Raw genomic sequence first — 17,195 nt, 5'->3', positions numbered from 1 at the left:
ATCTATGCAAAGGCCTCACCGGGCGAAGAAGTGCCAGCCAAGCCACCACCAGAAGCCGAGCAGGCCGATCCGGCCCACCGGCACCCGGCCGACCTGATAGCGCATCACGTACGCGCAGAGGTCGCCGAGCGTCGGCACGCGCGACCCCTCCTGCCGCGCGGCCGCCTCCACCGCCATGAGCAGCAACCCGGTCAGCACGAACCCACCGATCGCGAGCGCCCGGGTCATCGGCGGGCCAGTCCCCAGAACGCGCACAACCAGCCGAAGAACCCGGCGGCGCGTACGGTCGGGTCGGCGAGCAGCGGATCGGCCAGTTTGGACAGCGTCGGGTACGAGTAGGCCGACCCGGTCAGGAACGTCGAGCCCTCGAACGCCACGAACACCACCGCGGGGGCGAGCCACCACACCGTGCCGTGACCGGGCCGGGCCGGGACCGGACGGCGGGGCACCCGCTGCGACAGGCCGAACCACATCAGCGTGCCGCCCACGCCCAGCGAATAGATGTTGGCCGCCGTGGAGAACGACGGCAGCTGGCCACCGACCAGCGAGACGACGGCGAAGACGGGCATGACCACCAGCGGCCGGTCCCACGCTCTCGGAGCGTCGACCGCGACTTCCCGGGGAGCCTCCATGCCATCGATTGTCACCGCCACCAAGGCGGGATGGCCAGGGAGCTTCTTCCCGCGGCCCGTCTGAACCTCACCCGGGCGCGGGCGAATCACCACATCCGCCCTAACGGATGACGGCGCCGTCCAGTTCGGACCTGATCGAGGCGAGGACGTCCGCCGGGGTGCCGGTGCCGGTGAAGCCGGCCGCGGCCCGGTGACCGCCGCCGCCGAGCAGACCGGCGACCCGGGACACGTCGACCGCGCCCTTGCTGCGCATCGAGACCGACCAGGTGTCCTCGCCGATCTGCTTGAGCACCACGCACACGTCCGCCTCGGCCACGCAGCGCACCGAGTCGATCAGAGCCTCCAGCACGTGCGGGCGCTGGTTGTGCTTCTCCAGGTCGGCGAGCGTCGCGGTGGTCCAGCACAGCCCGTGGCCGGCGGCCGCGTCCTGGTCGAGCTCGCAGCGGCCGAGCACCTCACCGAAGAGCTTCACCGCGCCGAGCGGGCGGCTGTCGAACACCCGCTGGGCGATCTCGCCGGGGTGGATGCCGGTCGCGACCAGCCGCGCGGCCATCTGGTGCACGGCCGGCGTGGTGGCCGCGAACCGGAACGAGCCGGTGTCCGTGGTCAGCGCCGTGTACAGGCACTCGGCGATCTCCGCGTCCAGCGGCACGTCCAGCCGGTCCAGCAGCTGTTCGACCACGACGGAGGTGGCCGCGGCGGCCGGGTCCACCAGCCGTACCGCGCCGAAGCCGGGGTTGGAGGCGTGGTGGTCGAGCACCACGGAGTCGCGTGCGGTGCCCAGCCGGCTCGCGAGCGCGCCGAGCCGGTCGGTGCTGGCGGCGTCGAACGTCACCAGCAGATCCGGGTGCGTCCACGCCTCGGTCTCCGGGACCAGCCGGTCCACGCCGGGAACCTCGCGCAGCGGGTCCGGCACGTCGAACGGGCCGGGGAACGTCGCCTGGACGTGGCGGGCGCCGAGCCGGTGCAGGCCGTGCGCGAAGCCCAGCATGCTGCCGAGCGCGTCACCGTCCGGGTTGACGTGGCAGACCAACAGGATCCGCCCGTCCGGCAGCCAGCGCCGGACCGCGGCGACGGCCGCCACCCAGTCCGCCTCCCGCGGCGGGCCGACCGGGCCCTCCGCGGCGGTCCTGGGCGGCGGCACGATGCTGCGGGCCGGCGCGGCGGTCACCGCTTCTCCTGCTCGACGAGCTCGTCGTCGTCCTCGAACTCGTCCTCGTCCTCGTCGACCCGGTACGGCTGGGCGTCGCCCGCGTACGTGGCACCGGCCGCGATCTTCTGCGTCTCCGCGTCCGCCTGACGCGCCTGCGCCAGCAGGTCGTCGATGTGCTTGGCCTGGTCCTGAACGTTGTCCAGCACGAAGGCCAGCGACGGCGAGTGGCGGATGCCGAGCGCCTTGCCGACCGTGCTGCGGAGCAGGCCCTTCGCGCTCTCCAGCGCGGCGGCGGTCGACGCCTGGGCCTCGGCGTCGCCGAGGACCGTGTAGAAGACCGTCGCCTCGCGCAGATCCGCGGTGATCCGCGCGTCGGTGATGGTGATCATCCCGAGCCGCGGGTCCTTGATCTGCGAGCGCACCACGGAGGCCACCAGCTTGTGAACACGCTCGGCGTGCCGGCGCACCTTGGCCGAATCAGTCATCCCGTCCACCTCCACGCTGACATTACCCGTGCGTCAAACCCGTCAGTCGTCGTCGCCGTACAGGCGGCGGCGGACCGACAGCAATTCCACCTCCGGGCGACCGGCGACCAGCCGCTCGCAGGTGTCCAGCACCTCGCCGACGTGACTCGGCTCGGCCGCGACGACGGCCACGCCGAGCTCGGCGCGGCCGTGCAGGTCCTGTGCCCCCACCTCGGCGGCGGAGACCTCGAAACGTCGCAACGCGGCGACGATGGGCCGGACGTACGCACGCTTCGCCTTCAGCGATCGTGAGTCACCCGGCAGGAGCAGGTCGAAAATCATGGTTCCGGTAAACATCGCCGGAAGTATGCCCCAGCCGACGCCCCGTCACCCATCCCATTTCCGGGCGGAAGAGAGAGCCAGCGCCTTTCCCCGGGTCTGACACCCGGGGAAAGGCGCTGGTCACATCGCTACGCGCTTACGCGCGCGGCTTCTCGCGCATCTCGAAGGTCTCGATGATGTCGCCGACCTGGACGTTGTTGTAACCGCCCAGCGTCAGACCACACTCGAAGCCCTCGCGCACCTCGGTCGCGTCGTCCTTGAACCGCTTGAGGGAGCTGATCGTGACGTTGTCCGCCACGACCGCGCCGTCGCGGATGACCCGGGCCTTCGCGTTGCGGCGAATGAGGCCCGACCGGACGATACAGCCGGAGATGAGGCCGACCTTGGAGGAGCGGAAGACGTCGCGGATCTCGGCGGTGCCGAGCTCGACCTCCTCGTACTCCGGCTTGAGCAGGCCCTTGAGAGCCGCCTCGATCTCCTCGATGGCCTGGTAGATGACCGAGTAGTACCGGATCTCCACGCCCTCGCGGTCGGCGATCTCCCGGACCTTGTTCGAGGCCCGGACGTTGTAGCCGATGATCGTCGCGGCCGGGTCGGACGCGCTCGCCAGCATGACGTTGCTCTCCGTGATGGCACCGACGCCACGGTCGAGGATCTTGAGCTGAACCTCTTCCGGGATGTCGAGCTTGAAGAGCGCGTCCTCGAGCGCCTCGACCGAACCCGAACCGTCACCCTTGAGGATGAGGTTGAGCGAGGTCTTCTCGCCCTCCTTGATCTGCTCCATGAGCGTCTCGAGGGTGGCGCGGCCACGCGAGTTGGCGAAGCTCGCCGCGCGGCGGCGGGCCTGCCGCTGCTCGGCGATCTGCCGGACCGTGCGGTCGTCCTCGGCGGCGAGGAACGTGTCGCCGGCGGACGGCACCGCGGTCAGACCGAGCACCAGGACCGGACGCGCCGGGCCCGCCTCGGGGATCGGCTTGCCGTTCTCGTCGAGCATGGCCCGCACGCGACCGTGCGCACCACCCGCGACGATCGAGTCGCCGGCCCGCAGCGTGCCCTTCTGCACCAGGACGGTCGCGACGGCGCCGCGGCCCTTGTCCAGGTGCGCCTCGATCGCGACACCCTGTGCCGGGCCGTCGATCGGAGCGGTGAGCTCCAGCGACGCGTCCGCGGTCAGCAGCACTGCCTCGAGAAGCTCCTCGATGCCGATGCCGGGCTTCGCCGCGACGTTGACGAACATCGTGTCGCCGCCGTACTCCTCGGCGACCAGGCCGTACTCGGTCAGCTGCTGGCGCACCTTGTCCGGGTTCGCCTCGGGCTTGTCGATCTTGTTGACCGCGACCACGATCGGCACCTCGGCGGCCTTGGCGTGGTTCAACGCCTCGATCGTCTGAGGCATCACGCCGTCGTCCGCCGCGACCACCAGGATCACGATGTCCGTCACCTTGGCACCACGCGCACGCATGGCGGTGAACGCCTCGTGACCCGGGGTGTCGATGAAGGTGATCGCCCGCTCGGCCTCGTTGTGCTCCACGTGCACCTGGTAGGCACCGATGTGCTGGGTGATGCCACCGGCCTCGCCGGCCACGACGTTCGCCTTGCGGATCGCGTCGAGCAGCTTGGTCTTACCGTGGTCGACGTGACCCATGACGGTCACCACCGGCGGACGGGTGACCAGGCGGTCCTCCGCGATCTCAGCGTCGAGGTCGATGTTGAACTGCGCCAGCAGGGCGCGGTCCTCGTCCTCGGGGCTGACGATCTTGACGTCGAAGCCGAGGTGCTCGCCGAGCAGCAGCAGCGTGTCGTCGGAGCACGACTGCGTCGCCGTGACCATCTCACCCAGGTTGAACATCTCCTGGACGAGCGTGCCCGGGTTCGCGTTGATCTTGTCGGCGAAGTCGGAGAGCGACGCGCCACGGGACAGCCGGATCTCCTGGCCGTTACCCCGGGGAGCGCCCGAGCTCATCGTCGGGGCCGACAGGTTGTCGAACTCCTGACGCCTCTGCTTCTTCGACTTCCGGCCGCGGGCCGGCTTGCCGCCCGGACGCCCGAAGGCACCCGCTGCACCGCCGCCACGACCACGGCCGCCGCCACCGGGACGACCCGGAGCGCCGCCACCTGCCGGAGCACCGCCGCCGCCACCGGGGCCGCCACGGTAACCGCCGCCACCGGCCGCGCCACCGGGGCCACCGCGGTAACCACCGCCACCGCCGCCACCACCGGGACCGCCACGGAAGCCACCGCCACCGCCGCCGCCCCCACCGGGACCGCCGCGGAAGCCGCCGCCACCACCGGGACGACCGGCACCGCCACCGCCACCCGGGCGACCGCCACCGCCACCGGGACCGCCACCGGGGCGGCCGGGGCGCTGGCTCGGCATCGAGGCCGGGCTGGGCCGCGGCGGCATGGACGCCGGGCTGGGCCGCGGCGGCATGCCGGCCGGAGTCGGCCGACCACCGGGGCCCGCCGCCGGAGCCTGCGGACGGTTGCCGCCCGGCGTGATGCCGAACGGATTGTTGCCACCGCTGCGCGGCGGACGGTTGCCACCCTGGCCACCGGGGCCCGGACGGCCCGGACGGTCGCCGTCGCGACGCTCCGGACGCGGGCCACCGCTCTGACCGCCCTGGGGCGCCGGCGGACGAGCCGCGGGCGAACCGGGCCGGGGCGGCATCGCGCCGGGGCCGAACTTCGGCCGCAGCGACGGGCCACCGGGCGCACCCGGAGCCCCGCCCTCGCGGCGGTTGTCCTCACGCTGACGGGCTGCCTGCTGGGCGGCCTTGACGGTCGCCTCCTGCTCAGCCTTCAGCGCGGCGGCGCGCTGCTCGGCAGCGGCCACCTCGATGTCGTGGGCGCTGGCCGGCTTGGCCACGGGGGCCGGCGGGCCGGGAACGGGCGCCTTGGGACGGAAAGAAGCCGGGCTCGGAGCCGGGCCCGACGGGCGCGGCGCGGAGGCGCCGGGCGTCGGAGCACCGGACGCCGGCGCACCGGCGTTGCCCGAAGCGGGTGCCGGCGGACCGGGGCGCCGGGGCGGACCCGGACGCACGGACGGGCCGGGACGCGGCGCGTCGCCGGAACCGGACGGGGCCGGAGCGGCGGGCGCGCTGGGCGCCGAGCCACCTGCGGCCATCGCACCCCGGAGCCGACGGGCGACGGGCGCCTCGACGGTGCTGGATGCGGACTTGACGAACTCGCCCATCTCCTTGAGCTTGGCGAGAACGGTCTTACTCTCGACCCCGAGCTCTTTCGCAAGCTCGTGTACGCGGGCCTTGCCTGCCACTGCACTCCTCACTCCGAGGTCGTGCGGGCACGGCCCGCATCGACCTCACTCGTGCACTTGAAGCCTGGTCATTTCAGGGACTTCATCGTGTGCTCATGTTGGTCGTCCACCTTGCTGGTCCGGGCGGGGCGAGGCCCCACCACCAGTAGTCCCATGCGATGCGATGACCGCACGGATGTGCTCGGCCAGCGGCGCGGTGTCCAGGACACCGGTGAACCGCAGCGCCCGGCCGAAGGCCCGACGCCGCTCCGCCAGCGCGAAGCAAGCCGGATCGAGGTGCAGGTGTGCGCCTCGGCCCGGCAGCCTGCGACGCGGGTCGGGCCGAAGCTCCGAACCGACCGTGACGAACCGCAGGACTTCAGATACAGATACGCGGCGCCGACAGCCGACACATGTTCGGACTGGCGGATCCGTGCGCACGGGCAGAGCCGCGCGCACAGGGCGTTTCAGGGGTGAAGTCTCACCCTCCCGATGCCCCACGCGATGAAGTCTACTCCTAAGCGCCCGCGACGGCGCCGCCTGGTTCGGCGGCGTGATCCGTGCGATCCCGGCCACCCCCCGGCGACGCCTCGTTGTCCGGCCGGATGTCGATGCGCCAGCCGGTCAGCCGCGCGGCGAGCCGCGCGTTCTGCCCCTCGCGGCCGATCGCCAGCGAGAGCTGGAAATCGGGCACGGTGACCCGGGCCGTGCGACTTCCGGCGTCGACCACCTCGACACGCAGGGCCTTTGCCGGCGAAAGGGCGTTTCCGACGAACTGCGCCGGGTCGTCCGACCAGTCGATGATATCGATCTTCTCGCCGTGCAGCTCGCTCATCACCGCGCGCACCCGCTGGCCCATCGGGCCGATGCAGGCACCCTTCGCATTGACGCCGGTGGCCGTCGAACGGACCGCGATCTTCGTCCGGTGACCTGCCTCACGTGCGATCGCCGCGATCTCCACGGTGCCGTCCGCGATCTCCGGAACCTCCAGCGCGAAGAGCTTCTTCACCAGGTTCGGGTGGGAGCGGGACAGCGTGATCTGCGGGCCGCGGAAGCCCTTGGCGACGTGCACCACGACACAGCGGATGCGCTGGCCGTGCTCGTACTGCTCGCCCGGGACCTGCTCGACCTGCGGGAGGACCGCCTCCAGCTTGCCGAGGTCGATCGTGACGATGCCCTTCTCGGCCCGCGCCTCGTGCGCCTGGATCACGCCGGTGACCAGGTCACCGTCGCGCCCCACGTACTCGCCGAAGTGCACCTCGTCGGTCGCCTCGCGCAGCCGCTGCAGGATCACCTGCTTGGCGGTCATCGCGGCGATCCGCCCGAAGTCGTGCGGGGTGTCGTCCCATTCCCGGGTGACGACGCCCTCGGCGTCGATCTCCTGGGCGTAGACCGATGCCGCGCCCGACTTCCGGTCGATCTGCACGCGGGCGTGCGACTCGGCGCCGTCCGTGTGCCGGTATGCCGTGAGCAGCGCGGTCTCGATCGCGGCGAGGATCGTCTCGAACGGGATCTCCCGCTCGCGCTCCAGCGCACGCAGCGCCGCGAGGTCGATGTTCACCTCTCCTCGCCCTCCACTTCCTCGTCGTCGTCCTCGTCATCGAGGTCTTCGTCATCGTCGTCGGGGCCGAACTCAGCCTCGTCATCGGAACCGAACTCGGTCTCGTCGTCGGGGCCGAACTCGGCCTCGTCGACCCGGTTGAACTCGATCTGCACCTTGCCCGGTCCGAGCTGGGCGTACTCCGCCTCGACGATGCCCTTGGCCGTCTCGATGACGACCCCGTCCTCGTCCGCCGCGGTGATCCGCCCGGTGACCTGCCGGTCGCCGGCCGAGACCTGCACCAGCCGGCCCACGTTGCGCCGCCAGTGCCGGGGCGCGGTGAGCGGCCGGTCCACGCCCGGCGAGCTGACCTCCAGCTGGTACTCCCCCGGGACCAGCTCACCGCCGGCCTCCTCCGCCGCGTCCAGCGCGGCGGAGATGGCCCGGGAGACCTCCGCGATCGCGTCCAGGCCCACGCCGCCGTCCGCGTCCACCAGGATCCGAATGATCTGGCGGCGGCCGGCCCGGGAGACCGTCAGGTCCTCCAGGTCACAACCCGCGTCCTCGACGACCGGCGTGATGATCGATTCCAACCGGGCACGGAGCGCCACGGTGTCCACCCGCGGCCGCTGGGGACCCGGGGACGGCCTGCGCCGGTCGGGTGCGGCTGCGCCCCGGCCCCCGGGGCCCGAGCGGCCGGCACCTCGGCCACGCTGCGTCATCCGGCATACCCCCTTGCGCTCGGCCACCGGCGGCAATCAGCCGCAAACCAATTGAAAGCGGCCACGCCAGTGGTCCGCTGGGCCCGAAACGCCCAGCGGTTGCGCTGAGCGTAACGCGACGGCCGGTTCGGTGGCGGGCCGCCGCTCCGAACTGTCCTTCCGGCGCGCGACACCCATCACGCTACGCATACCCTCCGATACAACGAGGAATCGTACGATCCGTTCCGCGTCATCCGGGATGCCGTCGAGACGATCCGTACGCCGTGGTGTTGACTTGGCCCTCGCTGTGACGCGCCTTACGGGAGGGCTTACACCATGGGGTCCACGCGCGAACTCACCCGCCGCCGGCTGCTCGGCGCCTCGGCGGCACTGGCCGGCGCGGTCACGCTCGCCGGCTGCTCGCTGACCGGCGAGGACGAGCCGCCACCGCCGCCACCGCCACCGGACGCGCTGGAACCGCTGCTCGCCGATACGCGCGCGCTGGCCGACCGGTACCAGGCCGCGCTGGTCGCCCACCCGGACCTCGCCGACCGGCTGACGCCGCTGCTGGAGGCGCACACCGCGCACGTCACCGCGCTCACCGAGATCATGTCCCCGCCGCCGTCCGCGCTCCCGTCCGCGGCCGTGAGCGGCACGCCCACGGTGACCGCGACCACGCCCGCACGGGAGACGCTCGCCGCGCTCCGGGCCGCCGAGGAGGCCGGCCGCAAGACCGCGGCCACCGCCTGCGCCACGGCGCCGGCCGACCGGGCCGTGCTGCTCGGCACGATCGCGGCCGCCCGCGCCACCCACGCGGTGGTGCTGGCATGAGCTTCCCCCCGGAACTGGCCGCGGCGCTCGCCGCCGAGGAGGCCGCGGTGTTCGCCTACGCGCCGATCGGCGTCCGGCTCACCGGCGACACACTCGTCACGGCGGCCCGCGAGGCCGAGGCCGCGCACCGCGACCTGCGCGACGCGCTGCTCGCCCGCGCCACCGAGCTCGGCGCGTCCGCGGCGCCGCCACCCGCCGGCTACTCGCTGCCCTACCCGCTCACCGACCAGGCCACCGCGCTGAAACTCGCGATCGAGGTCGAGCAGCGCGCGGCCGCGTTCTGGCGCGCCGCCCTGCCGCCCACCACCGGTTCCGACCGCGTCCTGGCGCTGAACGCGCTGACCGACTGTGCGATCCGGGCCACCCGGTGGCGGCTCGCGGCCGGCGTCACGCCGGTCACGGTGCCGTTCCCGGGCCGCCAGGGCTGACCGAGGCGGGGCACGGCCCGCACGCGCGCAGCGGACCCGACCGCGGACCCCGGCCGGCCGGAGCTCCCGGCGGGCGGCCCGCACGCCGGAAGCGGGCCGCCGCGCGGTGGCCTCCGGCTCCGCCGGGACTCCGCTCCGCGACGCCACGTTCGGAGCCGGTTCCCGAACGGTGCCGGGGGAACCACGACAACGCGGCGGGTCACGGCCACGCGGCGGTCACGGAGGTGGCTCACGCACGTCCCGGCGTGCCGCCCGACGACCGTGGAAAGGCTTCGGCAACGGTACGGGAATGCGCGGTGACGGCATTCCCGGACGTATTTGTCCTCGGGGCGGCGGCATTTCCACCGACCGGCGCCGGCCGCCCCATCGGCGCCCATTTCGTGGCCTTTCCGACAGGCCGGTGCGGACCGCCGGAACGCGCACCCACGACCACTCCGAATGGGCCGCCGCGCACCCCGTACCCCCGATGGGGTATTTGGGTGATTGTGCGCGCGCTGCGTGGAGGGCGTGATCGTCCGGCCGGCCGGACGAGGATTGGCGGGGTGACCGGGACGAATCCGTATCTGGTGAATCCGCGCTGGCTGGTCGCGGAGCGGGTCGGCGACGCGGTCCGGCGCCGCTACCCGGCGGACGTGCTGAGCGTCGGCGTGCACGGCGGCCTGGCGCACGGCGACGACGGTGACGGCAGCGACATCGAGATGATCGTGGCGACCTACCGGCCGGGCAGCGGACCGTGGAGCGTGAGCCGGCGGGTGGACGGCGTGCTGGTCCGGCTGAGCGCGACCGGCGCCGACGAGCACCTGCGCGCGGCCCGCACGCTGACCGCGCTGTGGCCGCTGACCGCGGACCGGTACGTGACCACGCGCGCGGTGCACGACCCGGACGGCTGGCTGCGGCGGCTGCGCGACGTCCACCTGGGCCGGCTGGCGCAGGCCCGTCCGCTGGAGTTCACCACGCTCGCCCGGCAGGCGTGGGCCGCCGCGTCGGCCGCGCACGCCCGCGCCGTCCGGCTGGCCGAGTGGTACGAGACCGACGCCGCGTTGCAGCAGCTCGGCGAGGCCCGGCTGCACGCCGCGATGGTCACCGGCCTGCTCAGCCGCACCTACTTCCGGGACAGCGCGGACGCGGTGCGCCGGACCGGGTTCGCCGGCCTGGACATGGCCGACCTCGGCCGTGTCCTGCGCGAGCTGGCCACGGAACTGACCGGGCGGGGGCGCCCGGTGGACGCCACCCCGGACACCGTCTTCGACGACCGCTAGACCTGCCCCCGGCTCAGGGCAGGGTCAGGATCTCGTAGCCGGAGTCGGTCACGACCAGCGTGTGCTCGAACTGGGCGGTCCACTTCCGGTCCTTGGTGACCACGGTCCACCGGTCGTCCCACATCTCGTACTCGTGGGTGCCGAGCGTGATCATCGGCTCGATCGTGAACGTCATGCCGGGTTCCATCACCACGTCCAGCGACGGGTTGTCGTAGTGCGGGATGTAGAGGCCGCTGTGGAACGTCTCGCCGATGCCGTGGCCGGTGAAGTCGCGGACCACGCCGTAGCCGAACCGCTTCGCGTACGACTCGATGACCCGGCCGATCGCGTTGATCTGCCGGCCCGGCGCGACCGCCTTGATGCCGCGCATCATCGCCTCGTGGGTGCGCTCGACCAGCAGCCGCGCCTCCTCGGAGACCTCGCCGACGCAGAACGTCGCGTCCGTGTCGCCGTGCACGCCGCCGATGAACGCGGTGACGTCGACGTTGATGATGTCGCCGTCCTCCAGCACCGTGCTGTCCGGGATGCCGTGGCAGATGACCTCGTTGAGCGAGGTGCAGCACGACTTCGGGAAGCCCTTGTAGCCGAGCGTGGACGGGTACGCCCCGTGGTCGAGCAGGAACTCGTGCACCACGCGGTCGATCTCGTCGGTGGTGACGCCGGGCTTGCAGTGCTCCCCGGCGAGCTGGGTGGCCTGCGCCGCGAGCCGGCCGGCCAGACGCATTTTCTCGATGGTCTCCGGCGTCTGCACGTGCGACCCGGTCCACTGCCGCGGCCGGTCCTTACCGACGTACTCCGGGCGGGGGATCTGGGAGGGCACCTGACGCCGCGGCGTGACGGTGCCCGGGGTGAGAGGCGCGCGAACGGTCATGCCGGAAGCCTATCGCCGCCGTCCTCCGAACGCGGAAACCTGTGCGTTCACTGGATGGGGTGGGAGGTTGTTGCTCCGTTCCGGGCCCTGTGAAATCGTAACCGGCGTGGATCAACAGGGCGCCGAGCCGACGTTCTCCGCCGTCACCGACGTCGACGGGGACCAGGTCAACGTTCGCGTGTCCGGTGAGGTCGACATGTCCACGGCCGACCGGTTCTACGCGACCGCGACCGGCTCCCGGGCCGCGTTCCTGACGCTGGACCTGCGCCCGGTCTCGTTCTTCGACTCGGCCGCGATCCACGCGCTGGTCCGGATCGCGGAGCACTACGCCGGCCGGCTCTCCGTGCTGCCGTCCCGCCAGGTCCGCCGCGTGCTGGAGATCTCCGGCCTCGGCGACCAGCCCTGGTTGACCGCCTGACCGTCCGGCCCCGGGGCCGGACGGTCCGGGCGCGCCGGGTCAGGCACCTCGCCCCGGCGCGTCCCGGTCGGGAGACGCCGGCGTGCCGAGCTCGCGGCGCAGCGTGAGTGCGGTGCCGGCCGCCGAGCGTTCCACGGTCAGCGTCGCCAGCGCCCGGATCAGCGCCAGACCGCGCCCGCGGAACCCGGCCTCGCCCTCCGGCCGCCAGCCGCCGGTGTCCCGGATCGTGGCCTCCACCGCGGCCGGCACGCCGTCCGGGCCGGTCGCGATCCGCACGGTCACGTCGATGACCGGTTCGCGCGGCGCGACCGGGTGCTCGATCGCGTTCGCGGCGGCCTCGGACACCGCGACGGTCAGATCGAAGATCTCGTTCTCCGGTACGCCGTGCGCGGCCAGGAAGTCGTCCAGCCGCCGCCGCAGCACGGACAGCCGGTTCGGGTCGGACGGCAGCCGCAGGTCCATCCGGTCCGCCTCGGCCGCCTCCAGTGCCAGCAGCGCGATGTCGTCGTGCAGCGGCTGGTCCGCCACCCGGCGCAGCAGCCCGTCGATCAGATCCTCCACGTGGTCGGCGGGGCGTGCGGCGTCGGTCAGCAGCGCCTGCAGGCCGGTGTCGATGCCCTGCCGCCGGTCCTCGATCAGCCCGTCCGTGTAGAGCAGCAGGCGGGAGCCGACCGACAGCCGCCCCGTGCCGGTGCGGTACGTGGCCTGCGGCAGCGCTCCGATCGGCGGCCCGAGCGCGGTCTCGTGGAGGAACGCGACGTCCGCCTCGGTGGTGATCACCACGGGTGACGGGTGTCCGGCGCTGGCGAACAGCAGGTCGCGCCGCACCGGGTCGTAGCGCACGCAGACCACGGTGGCGAACTGCCGGCGCCCGAGGTTGTCCACCAGCCGGTTGAGCCGGGTCAGCGCCTCGCCCGGGTCGAAGCCCTCCAGCAGGTACGCCCGGAGCGCGTTGCGCAGCTGCCCCATGGCCGCGGCCGCGTGCACGCCCTTGCCGACCACGTCGCCGATGACCAGGTCGAGGTGGCCGCCCGGACCGACGATCACGTCGTACCAGTCGCCGCCGACCTCGGCCTCCGCGGAGCCGGCCAGGTAGCGGCTGGCGGTCACCGCGCCCGGCACCTTGGGCAGCGACCGGGGCAGCAGGCTGTGCTGCAGCGTGGTGGCGATCCGGTGCTCGGCCTCGTAGAGCCGGGCGTTCTCCAGCCTGATCCCGACCAGGCGGCCGAGCTGGGCGAGCACCACCTCGTCGAACGGGGTCGGGTCGTGCCCGTCGCGCCAGACGGCGAGCTCACCGAGCGGGTCGCCGGTCGCGCCGGCCAGCGGCACCACCGCGGACGGCTGCTCCGGGGTCTCCTCGACGCGCCGGGTCTCGAAGCTGGCACCGCGCACGGTCGCGACCACCCGGCCGGCGTTGACCATGCGAAGCGCGTGACCGGCCGCGGCCTCGATGACCGCGGTGGTGGAGCGGGCCGCGTTCAGGTCCGCGGCCGCGTCGACCAGCGCGCGCAGCCGGGCGGTGATCCGGCCGCGGAGCTGGCCCAGTTCCAGGTTCGCCCGGACCCGGGCGACCAGGTCACGCGCGGTGAACGGCTTGACCAGGTAGTCGTCGGCACCGGCAGCGAGTCCCTCGACGGACGCCTCGTCACCGGCCCGCGCGGACAGGATGATCACCGGCACGCCGCTGGTCCGCTGGTCCTTGCGCAACGCCTCGACCAGCGCGAACCCGTCCATCCGGGGCATCATCACGTCGGTCAGCACCAGGTCGAACGACGTGCCGAGCGCGGCGTCCAGCGCGGCCTGCCCGTCCGCGACCGCGACCACGTCCCAGTGCGGGCGCAGCAGCCGGGTCACGTGGTCGCGCAGGTCGCCGTTGTCGTCCGCGAGCAGGATCCGGCCCCGCCCCGGCGTCCGGGGCGGCGGGGCCGCGGCCGGTGGCTCCTCGGCCAGCCACGGCCGCGTCTCCTCCAGGAACTGCCGGCCGTCGACCTGGTCGGCCAGTGGCGCGGGCTCGATCATCCGGTCCGGCGGCAGGTGCGCGCTGCCGAACGGCACGGTCAGCCGGAACACGCTGCCCTCGCCGGGCGTGCTGGTGACCGTGACGGTGCCGCCGTGCTGCTCGATCAGCTCGCGGACCAGGGCCAGCCCGATGCCGGTCCCCTCGTGGCTGCGCGCCCGGACCCCGGCGACCCGGTGGAACCGTTCGAAGAGCTGCGGGATCTCCTCGGCCGCGATGCCCACGCCGGTGTCCGCGACCTCGACGACCGCGACCGGTCCGGCGGCCCGCGCCCGAACCGTGACGCTGCCGGTGAAGGTGAACTTCACCGCGTTCGACAGCAGGTTGAGGATGATCTTTTCCCACATCTCCCGGTCGACGTGCACCGGCGCGGGCAGCGACGGGCAGTCCACCACCAGGCGCAGCCCGGCCCGGTCGGTCGCGGAGCGGAACGTGCTGGCCAGCCGCGCCGTGTAGTCCGCGAGGTCGGTGGGCTGGTAGGTGGCGCGCAGCCGGCCGGCCGAGATCCGGGAGAAGTCCAGCACCGTGTTGACCAGCTTCAGCAGCCGGAACCCGTTGCGTTGCATGACCTCCAGCCGCTCCCGCGCGTCCTCGGCGAGGCCGGGCGTGGCGAGCGCGTCCTCCAGCGGGCCGAGGATCAGCGTCAGCGGCGTGCGCAGCTCGTGGCTGACGTTGGAGAAGAAGCTGGTCTTGGCCTCGTCCAGCGCGGTCAGCGCGGCCGCCTGCGCCCGCTCGTGCTCGTAGGCGCGCAGGTTCGCCACCGCGTTGCTGACCTGCGCCGCGACCAGCCGGCAGAAGCCCAGGTAGGCGTCGTCCCGCGCGAGGTGCCGGCTCAGGCCCAGCACCAGCACGCCCACGGTCTGGTGGCCGGCCGTGATCGGTGTCGCGAACGCCTCCGCGGCCGCGGAGTCGGGCGCCGTCGCCAGCAGGTCCGCGGTGGGCAGCAGCGTCTCCGCGTCGACGGGCACCGGCCGCACGTCCGCGTCCGCGGCGCCGCCGACCGCCAGGATCGGCGCGTCCCCGGACTCCAGGCGCACCATCGAGAACGGCACGTCCGCCGGGAACTCGCCGAGCACCCGCACGATCTCCGCGGCCAGCGCGGGCTGGCTCGCGGTCTCGCCGAGCCGGGAGCCGAGCGTGCTCAGCGCCGTGACCCGCCGCTCGCCGACCACGCGCGAGGTGGTGTCCGTGACGATGCAGTAGACGCCGCCGACCGTGCCGTCCGGCAGGCGGATCGGGTCGTAGGAGATGTCGAAGTACGTCTCCTCGAGGTAGCCGTGCCGCTCCAGCATGAAGCGGTGGTTCGGTGCCCAGTACGCCTCACCGCTCGCGACCACGCCGTCGAAGAGCCCGCCGATCAGGCCCCAGATCTCGCTCCACATCTCCCGGCCGGGCCGCCCGAGGTGGGCCGGATGCTTCGCGCCCATGGCCGGGATGTACGCGTCGTTGTAGAGCGCCACGTACTCCGGGCCCCAGAAGATGACGATCTGCGCGCGGGAGGCGAGCATCAGCGCGACCGCGCCGCGCAACACCGGCGGCCACGAGGCGGGCGCGCCGATCGCGGTCGCGGACCAGTCCAGGTCCCGCATCCGGGCGCCCATCTCCCCGCCGGTGTCGAACGCCAACGCGAGCTCGGCAGGGAGGTCGCCAACCGTCGTGTCCTGGTCCGATGCGGAGCCCATTGCGCATCCTCCCGACGCGTCCCCCGATTCGGACGGCCCTATACCCGCCCGGTGCCGCGCCGTAACACCGCGGCCCGGGCAACGCCGGGGACGGGGTTCAGGCGGCCATCCGCGCCCGGGTGACGACGGCGCGGCTCCGCGCGGCCTCGACCAGCGCGGCGAACGGCCGGAGGTCGTCGGTGCGCTCCGGGTGCCACTGCACGCCGAGCACGAAACCGGCGTCCGGGTCCTCCACGGCCTCGACCAGCCCGTCCTCGGCCCAGCCGGTGGCGACCAGCCGGCCCGGGTCCGCGACCGCCTGGTGGTGGAACGAGTTGACCGGCGCGTCCAGCCCCATGATCGCGGCCGCGCGGGAGCCGGGCGCGAGCCGTACCCGGTGGAATCCGTCCTGGTCGTCGCCGGGCATGTGCCCGGTGTGCCCGACCACGTCCGGCACGTGCTGGTGCAGGCGGCCACCGGACGCGACCGTGAGCAGCTGCATGCCCCGGCAGACGCCGAGCACCGGCAGGTCCGGCGCGGCCAGCGCGGCGCGCATCAGGAGCATCTCGGCCTCGTCGCGCTCCGGCACGCTGACCGTCAGCGGGTGCGGCTCGGCGCCGTAGTAGCCGGGGCTCACGTCCGAGCCACCGGTGAACACGATGCCGTCCAGGCCGTGCAGCACGTCGTCACCCGGATCGTCCGTGGTGATCAGCACGGCCCGGCCGCCGGTCGCGTGCACCGCGCGCACATAGGTCAGCGGCAGCACCGCGGACGGGACGTCCACCGTGCCGAACCGGGTGTCCTGTGCGTACGTGGTGAGTCCGATCAGCGGTCGCGTCATGCGGTCCTCCCCTGTTCCGAGCGTGTTGAACTCATCGGCGGCGCCGGGCACGGCCCGCACGCCGGCGGGTTGCGGTTCGGTTAGGCCTTCGCCGCGTTGACCAACGCGGCGAACGGCCGAAGGTCACCGGCCTCCTCCGGGTGCCACTGCACCCCGAGCAGGAACGGGTGCGCCGGGTCCTCGACCACCTCGATCAGCCCGTCGTCGGCCCAGCCGGTCGCGGTCAGCCGCCCCGGGTCGGCCACGCCCTGGTGGTGGTAGGTGTTCACCTCGGCCACCGGCCCGAGCAGCGCGGCGATCCGGCTGCCGGGGGCGCAGCGCAGCCCGTGCGTGCCGAACACGCCGGGCGCCGGGCGGTGCTTCTCGTGCCCGAGCACGTCCGGCAGGTGCTGGTGCAGCCGGCCGCCGTGCACGGCCGCGAGCAGCTGCATGCCCCGGCAGACCCCGAGGATCGGCAGGCCGGTGCGGAGCGCGGCGGTCAGCAGCGCGACCTCGCCGGCGTCCCGGTCCGGCCGGGAGTCGGTGGCCGCGGCCGGCTCCGCGCCGTAGAGGCCGGGTCCGACGTCCGCGCCGCCGGCCAGCAGCAGGCCGTCCAGCGCGCGCAGCACGCCGGCGTCACCGTCGTCCGGCGGCAGCAGCACCGCCCGGCCGCCGGCCTCGGTCACCGCCCGCACGTAGGTGTGCGGGACCAGGTCCGCGGCCGTGTCCCGCCAGATGCCCCAGGACGCCGGCTCCCGATAGCTCGTGATGCCGATGATCGGTCGCATCGTGCCACCCTAGATCG

Annotated in this window: 17 protein-coding genes; 4 read left to right on the top strand and 13 right to left on the bottom strand. The window is 73.3% G+C overall.

All coding sequences use genetic code 11. The features are described from left to right. Positions 1-15: 15 nt before the first annotated feature. The 9 genes from J2S44_RS26100 to rimP form a co-directional block, all read right to left on the bottom strand. The gene (locus J2S44_RS26100) at positions 16-228 is read right to left on the bottom strand and encodes a DUF6186 family protein (RefSeq protein WP_310419165.1); all 213 of its coding nucleotides are present in this window, start codon (positions 226-228) and stop codon (positions 16-18) included. Beyond that, positions 225-632: a hypothetical protein gene (locus J2S44_RS26095; RefSeq protein WP_310419163.1), complete on the bottom strand. Its 408-nt coding sequence runs from the start codon at positions 630-632 to the stop codon at positions 225-227. The genes J2S44_RS26100 and J2S44_RS26095 overlap by 4 nt, the downstream gene beginning before the upstream one ends. A gap of 100 nt (positions 633-732) precedes the next feature. Beyond that, entirely contained in the window at positions 733-1,776 is a 1,044-nt protein-coding gene (locus J2S44_RS26090) for a DHH family phosphoesterase (protein ID WP_310429929.1), read from the bottom strand. 23 nt (positions 1,777-1,799) lie between these two features. Further along, a complete protein-coding gene (rbfA, locus tag J2S44_RS26085; protein WP_310419160.1) occupies positions 1,800-2,270 on the bottom strand; it encodes a 30S ribosome-binding factor RbfA in 471 nt (156 codons plus the stop codon). 42 nt (positions 2,271-2,312) lie between these two features. Next, entirely contained in the window at positions 2,313-2,606 is a 294-nt protein-coding gene (locus J2S44_RS26080; protein ID WP_310419157.1) for a DUF503 domain-containing protein, read from the bottom strand. A gap of 121 nt (positions 2,607-2,727) precedes the next feature. Continuing rightward, positions 2,728-5,865 (bottom strand): translation initiation factor IF-2, encoded by a 3,138-nt coding sequence (gene infB, locus J2S44_RS26075; RefSeq protein WP_310419153.1) that lies wholly within the window; start codon positions 5,863-5,865, stop codon positions 2,728-2,730. A 93-nt stretch (positions 5,866-5,958) separates the two neighbouring features. Next, positions 5,959-6,285 carry a YlxR family protein gene (locus J2S44_RS26070; RefSeq protein ID WP_310429927.1) on the bottom strand — a complete coding sequence of 109 codons (327 nt, stop codon included), beginning with the start codon at positions 6,283-6,285 and terminating at the stop codon, positions 5,959-5,961. Between the two features lie 76 nt (positions 6,286-6,361). Next, positions 6,362-7,405, bottom strand: coding sequence for a transcription termination factor NusA (nusA, locus tag J2S44_RS26065; RefSeq protein ID WP_310419150.1), 1,044 nt, complete (start codon positions 7,403-7,405; stop codon positions 6,362-6,364). Next, positions 7,402-8,106, bottom strand: coding sequence for a ribosome maturation factor RimP (gene rimP / locus J2S44_RS26060; protein WP_310419147.1), 705 nt, complete (start codon positions 8,104-8,106; stop codon positions 7,402-7,404). Before rimP ends, nusA begins: the two co-directional genes overlap by 4 nt. Positions 8,107-8,421: 315 nt before the next feature. Here rimP and J2S44_RS26055 point away from each other — a divergent pair, with 315 nt between their 5' ends. From J2S44_RS26055 to J2S44_RS26045, 3 genes are all read left to right on the top strand, one after another. Continuing rightward, entirely contained in the window at positions 8,422-8,916 is a 495-nt protein-coding gene (locus J2S44_RS26055; protein ID WP_310419145.1) for a hypothetical protein, read from the top strand. Continuing rightward, a complete protein-coding gene (locus J2S44_RS26050; RefSeq protein ID WP_310419142.1) occupies positions 8,913-9,344 on the top strand; it encodes a ferritin-like domain-containing protein in 432 nt (143 codons plus the stop codon). The genes J2S44_RS26055 and J2S44_RS26050 overlap by 4 nt, the downstream gene beginning before the upstream one ends. A 542-nt stretch (positions 9,345-9,886) precedes the next feature. Further along, entirely contained in the window at positions 9,887-10,603 is a 717-nt protein-coding gene (locus J2S44_RS26045; RefSeq protein ID WP_310419139.1) for a nucleotidyltransferase domain-containing protein, read from the top strand. Between the two features lie 13 nt (positions 10,604-10,616). Here the strand turns inward: J2S44_RS26045 and map are convergent, their stop codons facing one another. Then, positions 10,617-11,474, bottom strand: coding sequence for a type I methionyl aminopeptidase (gene map / locus J2S44_RS26040; RefSeq protein ID WP_310419136.1), 858 nt, complete (start codon positions 11,472-11,474; stop codon positions 10,617-10,619). Between the two features lie 106 nt (positions 11,475-11,580). On the opposite strand from map, the gene J2S44_RS26035 reads away from it, so the two are divergent. Continuing rightward, positions 11,581-11,892: an STAS domain-containing protein gene (locus J2S44_RS26035; protein ID WP_310419132.1), complete on the top strand. Its 312-nt coding sequence runs from the start codon at positions 11,581-11,583 to the stop codon at positions 11,890-11,892. Between the two features lie 39 nt (positions 11,893-11,931). On the opposite strand, the gene J2S44_RS26030 is transcribed toward J2S44_RS26035, so the two are convergent. The 3 genes from J2S44_RS26030 to J2S44_RS26020 all read right to left on the bottom strand — a co-directional run bounded on the left by J2S44_RS26030 (position 11,932) and on the right by J2S44_RS26020 (position 17,178). After that, on the bottom strand, positions 11,932-15,591 hold the full coding sequence (locus J2S44_RS26030) for a SpoIIE family protein phosphatase (RefSeq protein WP_310419128.1): 3,660 nt from the start codon (positions 15,589-15,591) through the stop codon (positions 11,932-11,934). A 97-nt stretch (positions 15,592-15,688) separates the two neighbouring features. Then, a complete protein-coding gene (locus J2S44_RS26025; protein ID WP_310419125.1) occupies positions 15,689-16,411 on the bottom strand; it encodes a gamma-glutamyl-gamma-aminobutyrate hydrolase family protein in 723 nt (240 codons plus the stop codon). A gap of 80 nt (positions 16,412-16,491) precedes the next feature. Continuing rightward, entirely contained in the window at positions 16,492-17,178 is a 687-nt protein-coding gene (locus J2S44_RS26020) for a gamma-glutamyl-gamma-aminobutyrate hydrolase family protein (protein WP_310419123.1), read from the bottom strand. Positions 17,179-17,195 lie beyond the last annotated feature (17 nt).

Source organism: Catenuloplanes niger, assembly GCF_031458255.1.
GTDB classification, from domain to species: Bacteria; Actinomycetota; Actinomycetes; order Mycobacteriales; family Micromonosporaceae; genus Catenuloplanes; species Catenuloplanes niger.
This window is presented reverse-complemented; position numbering and strand designations above follow the sequence as displayed.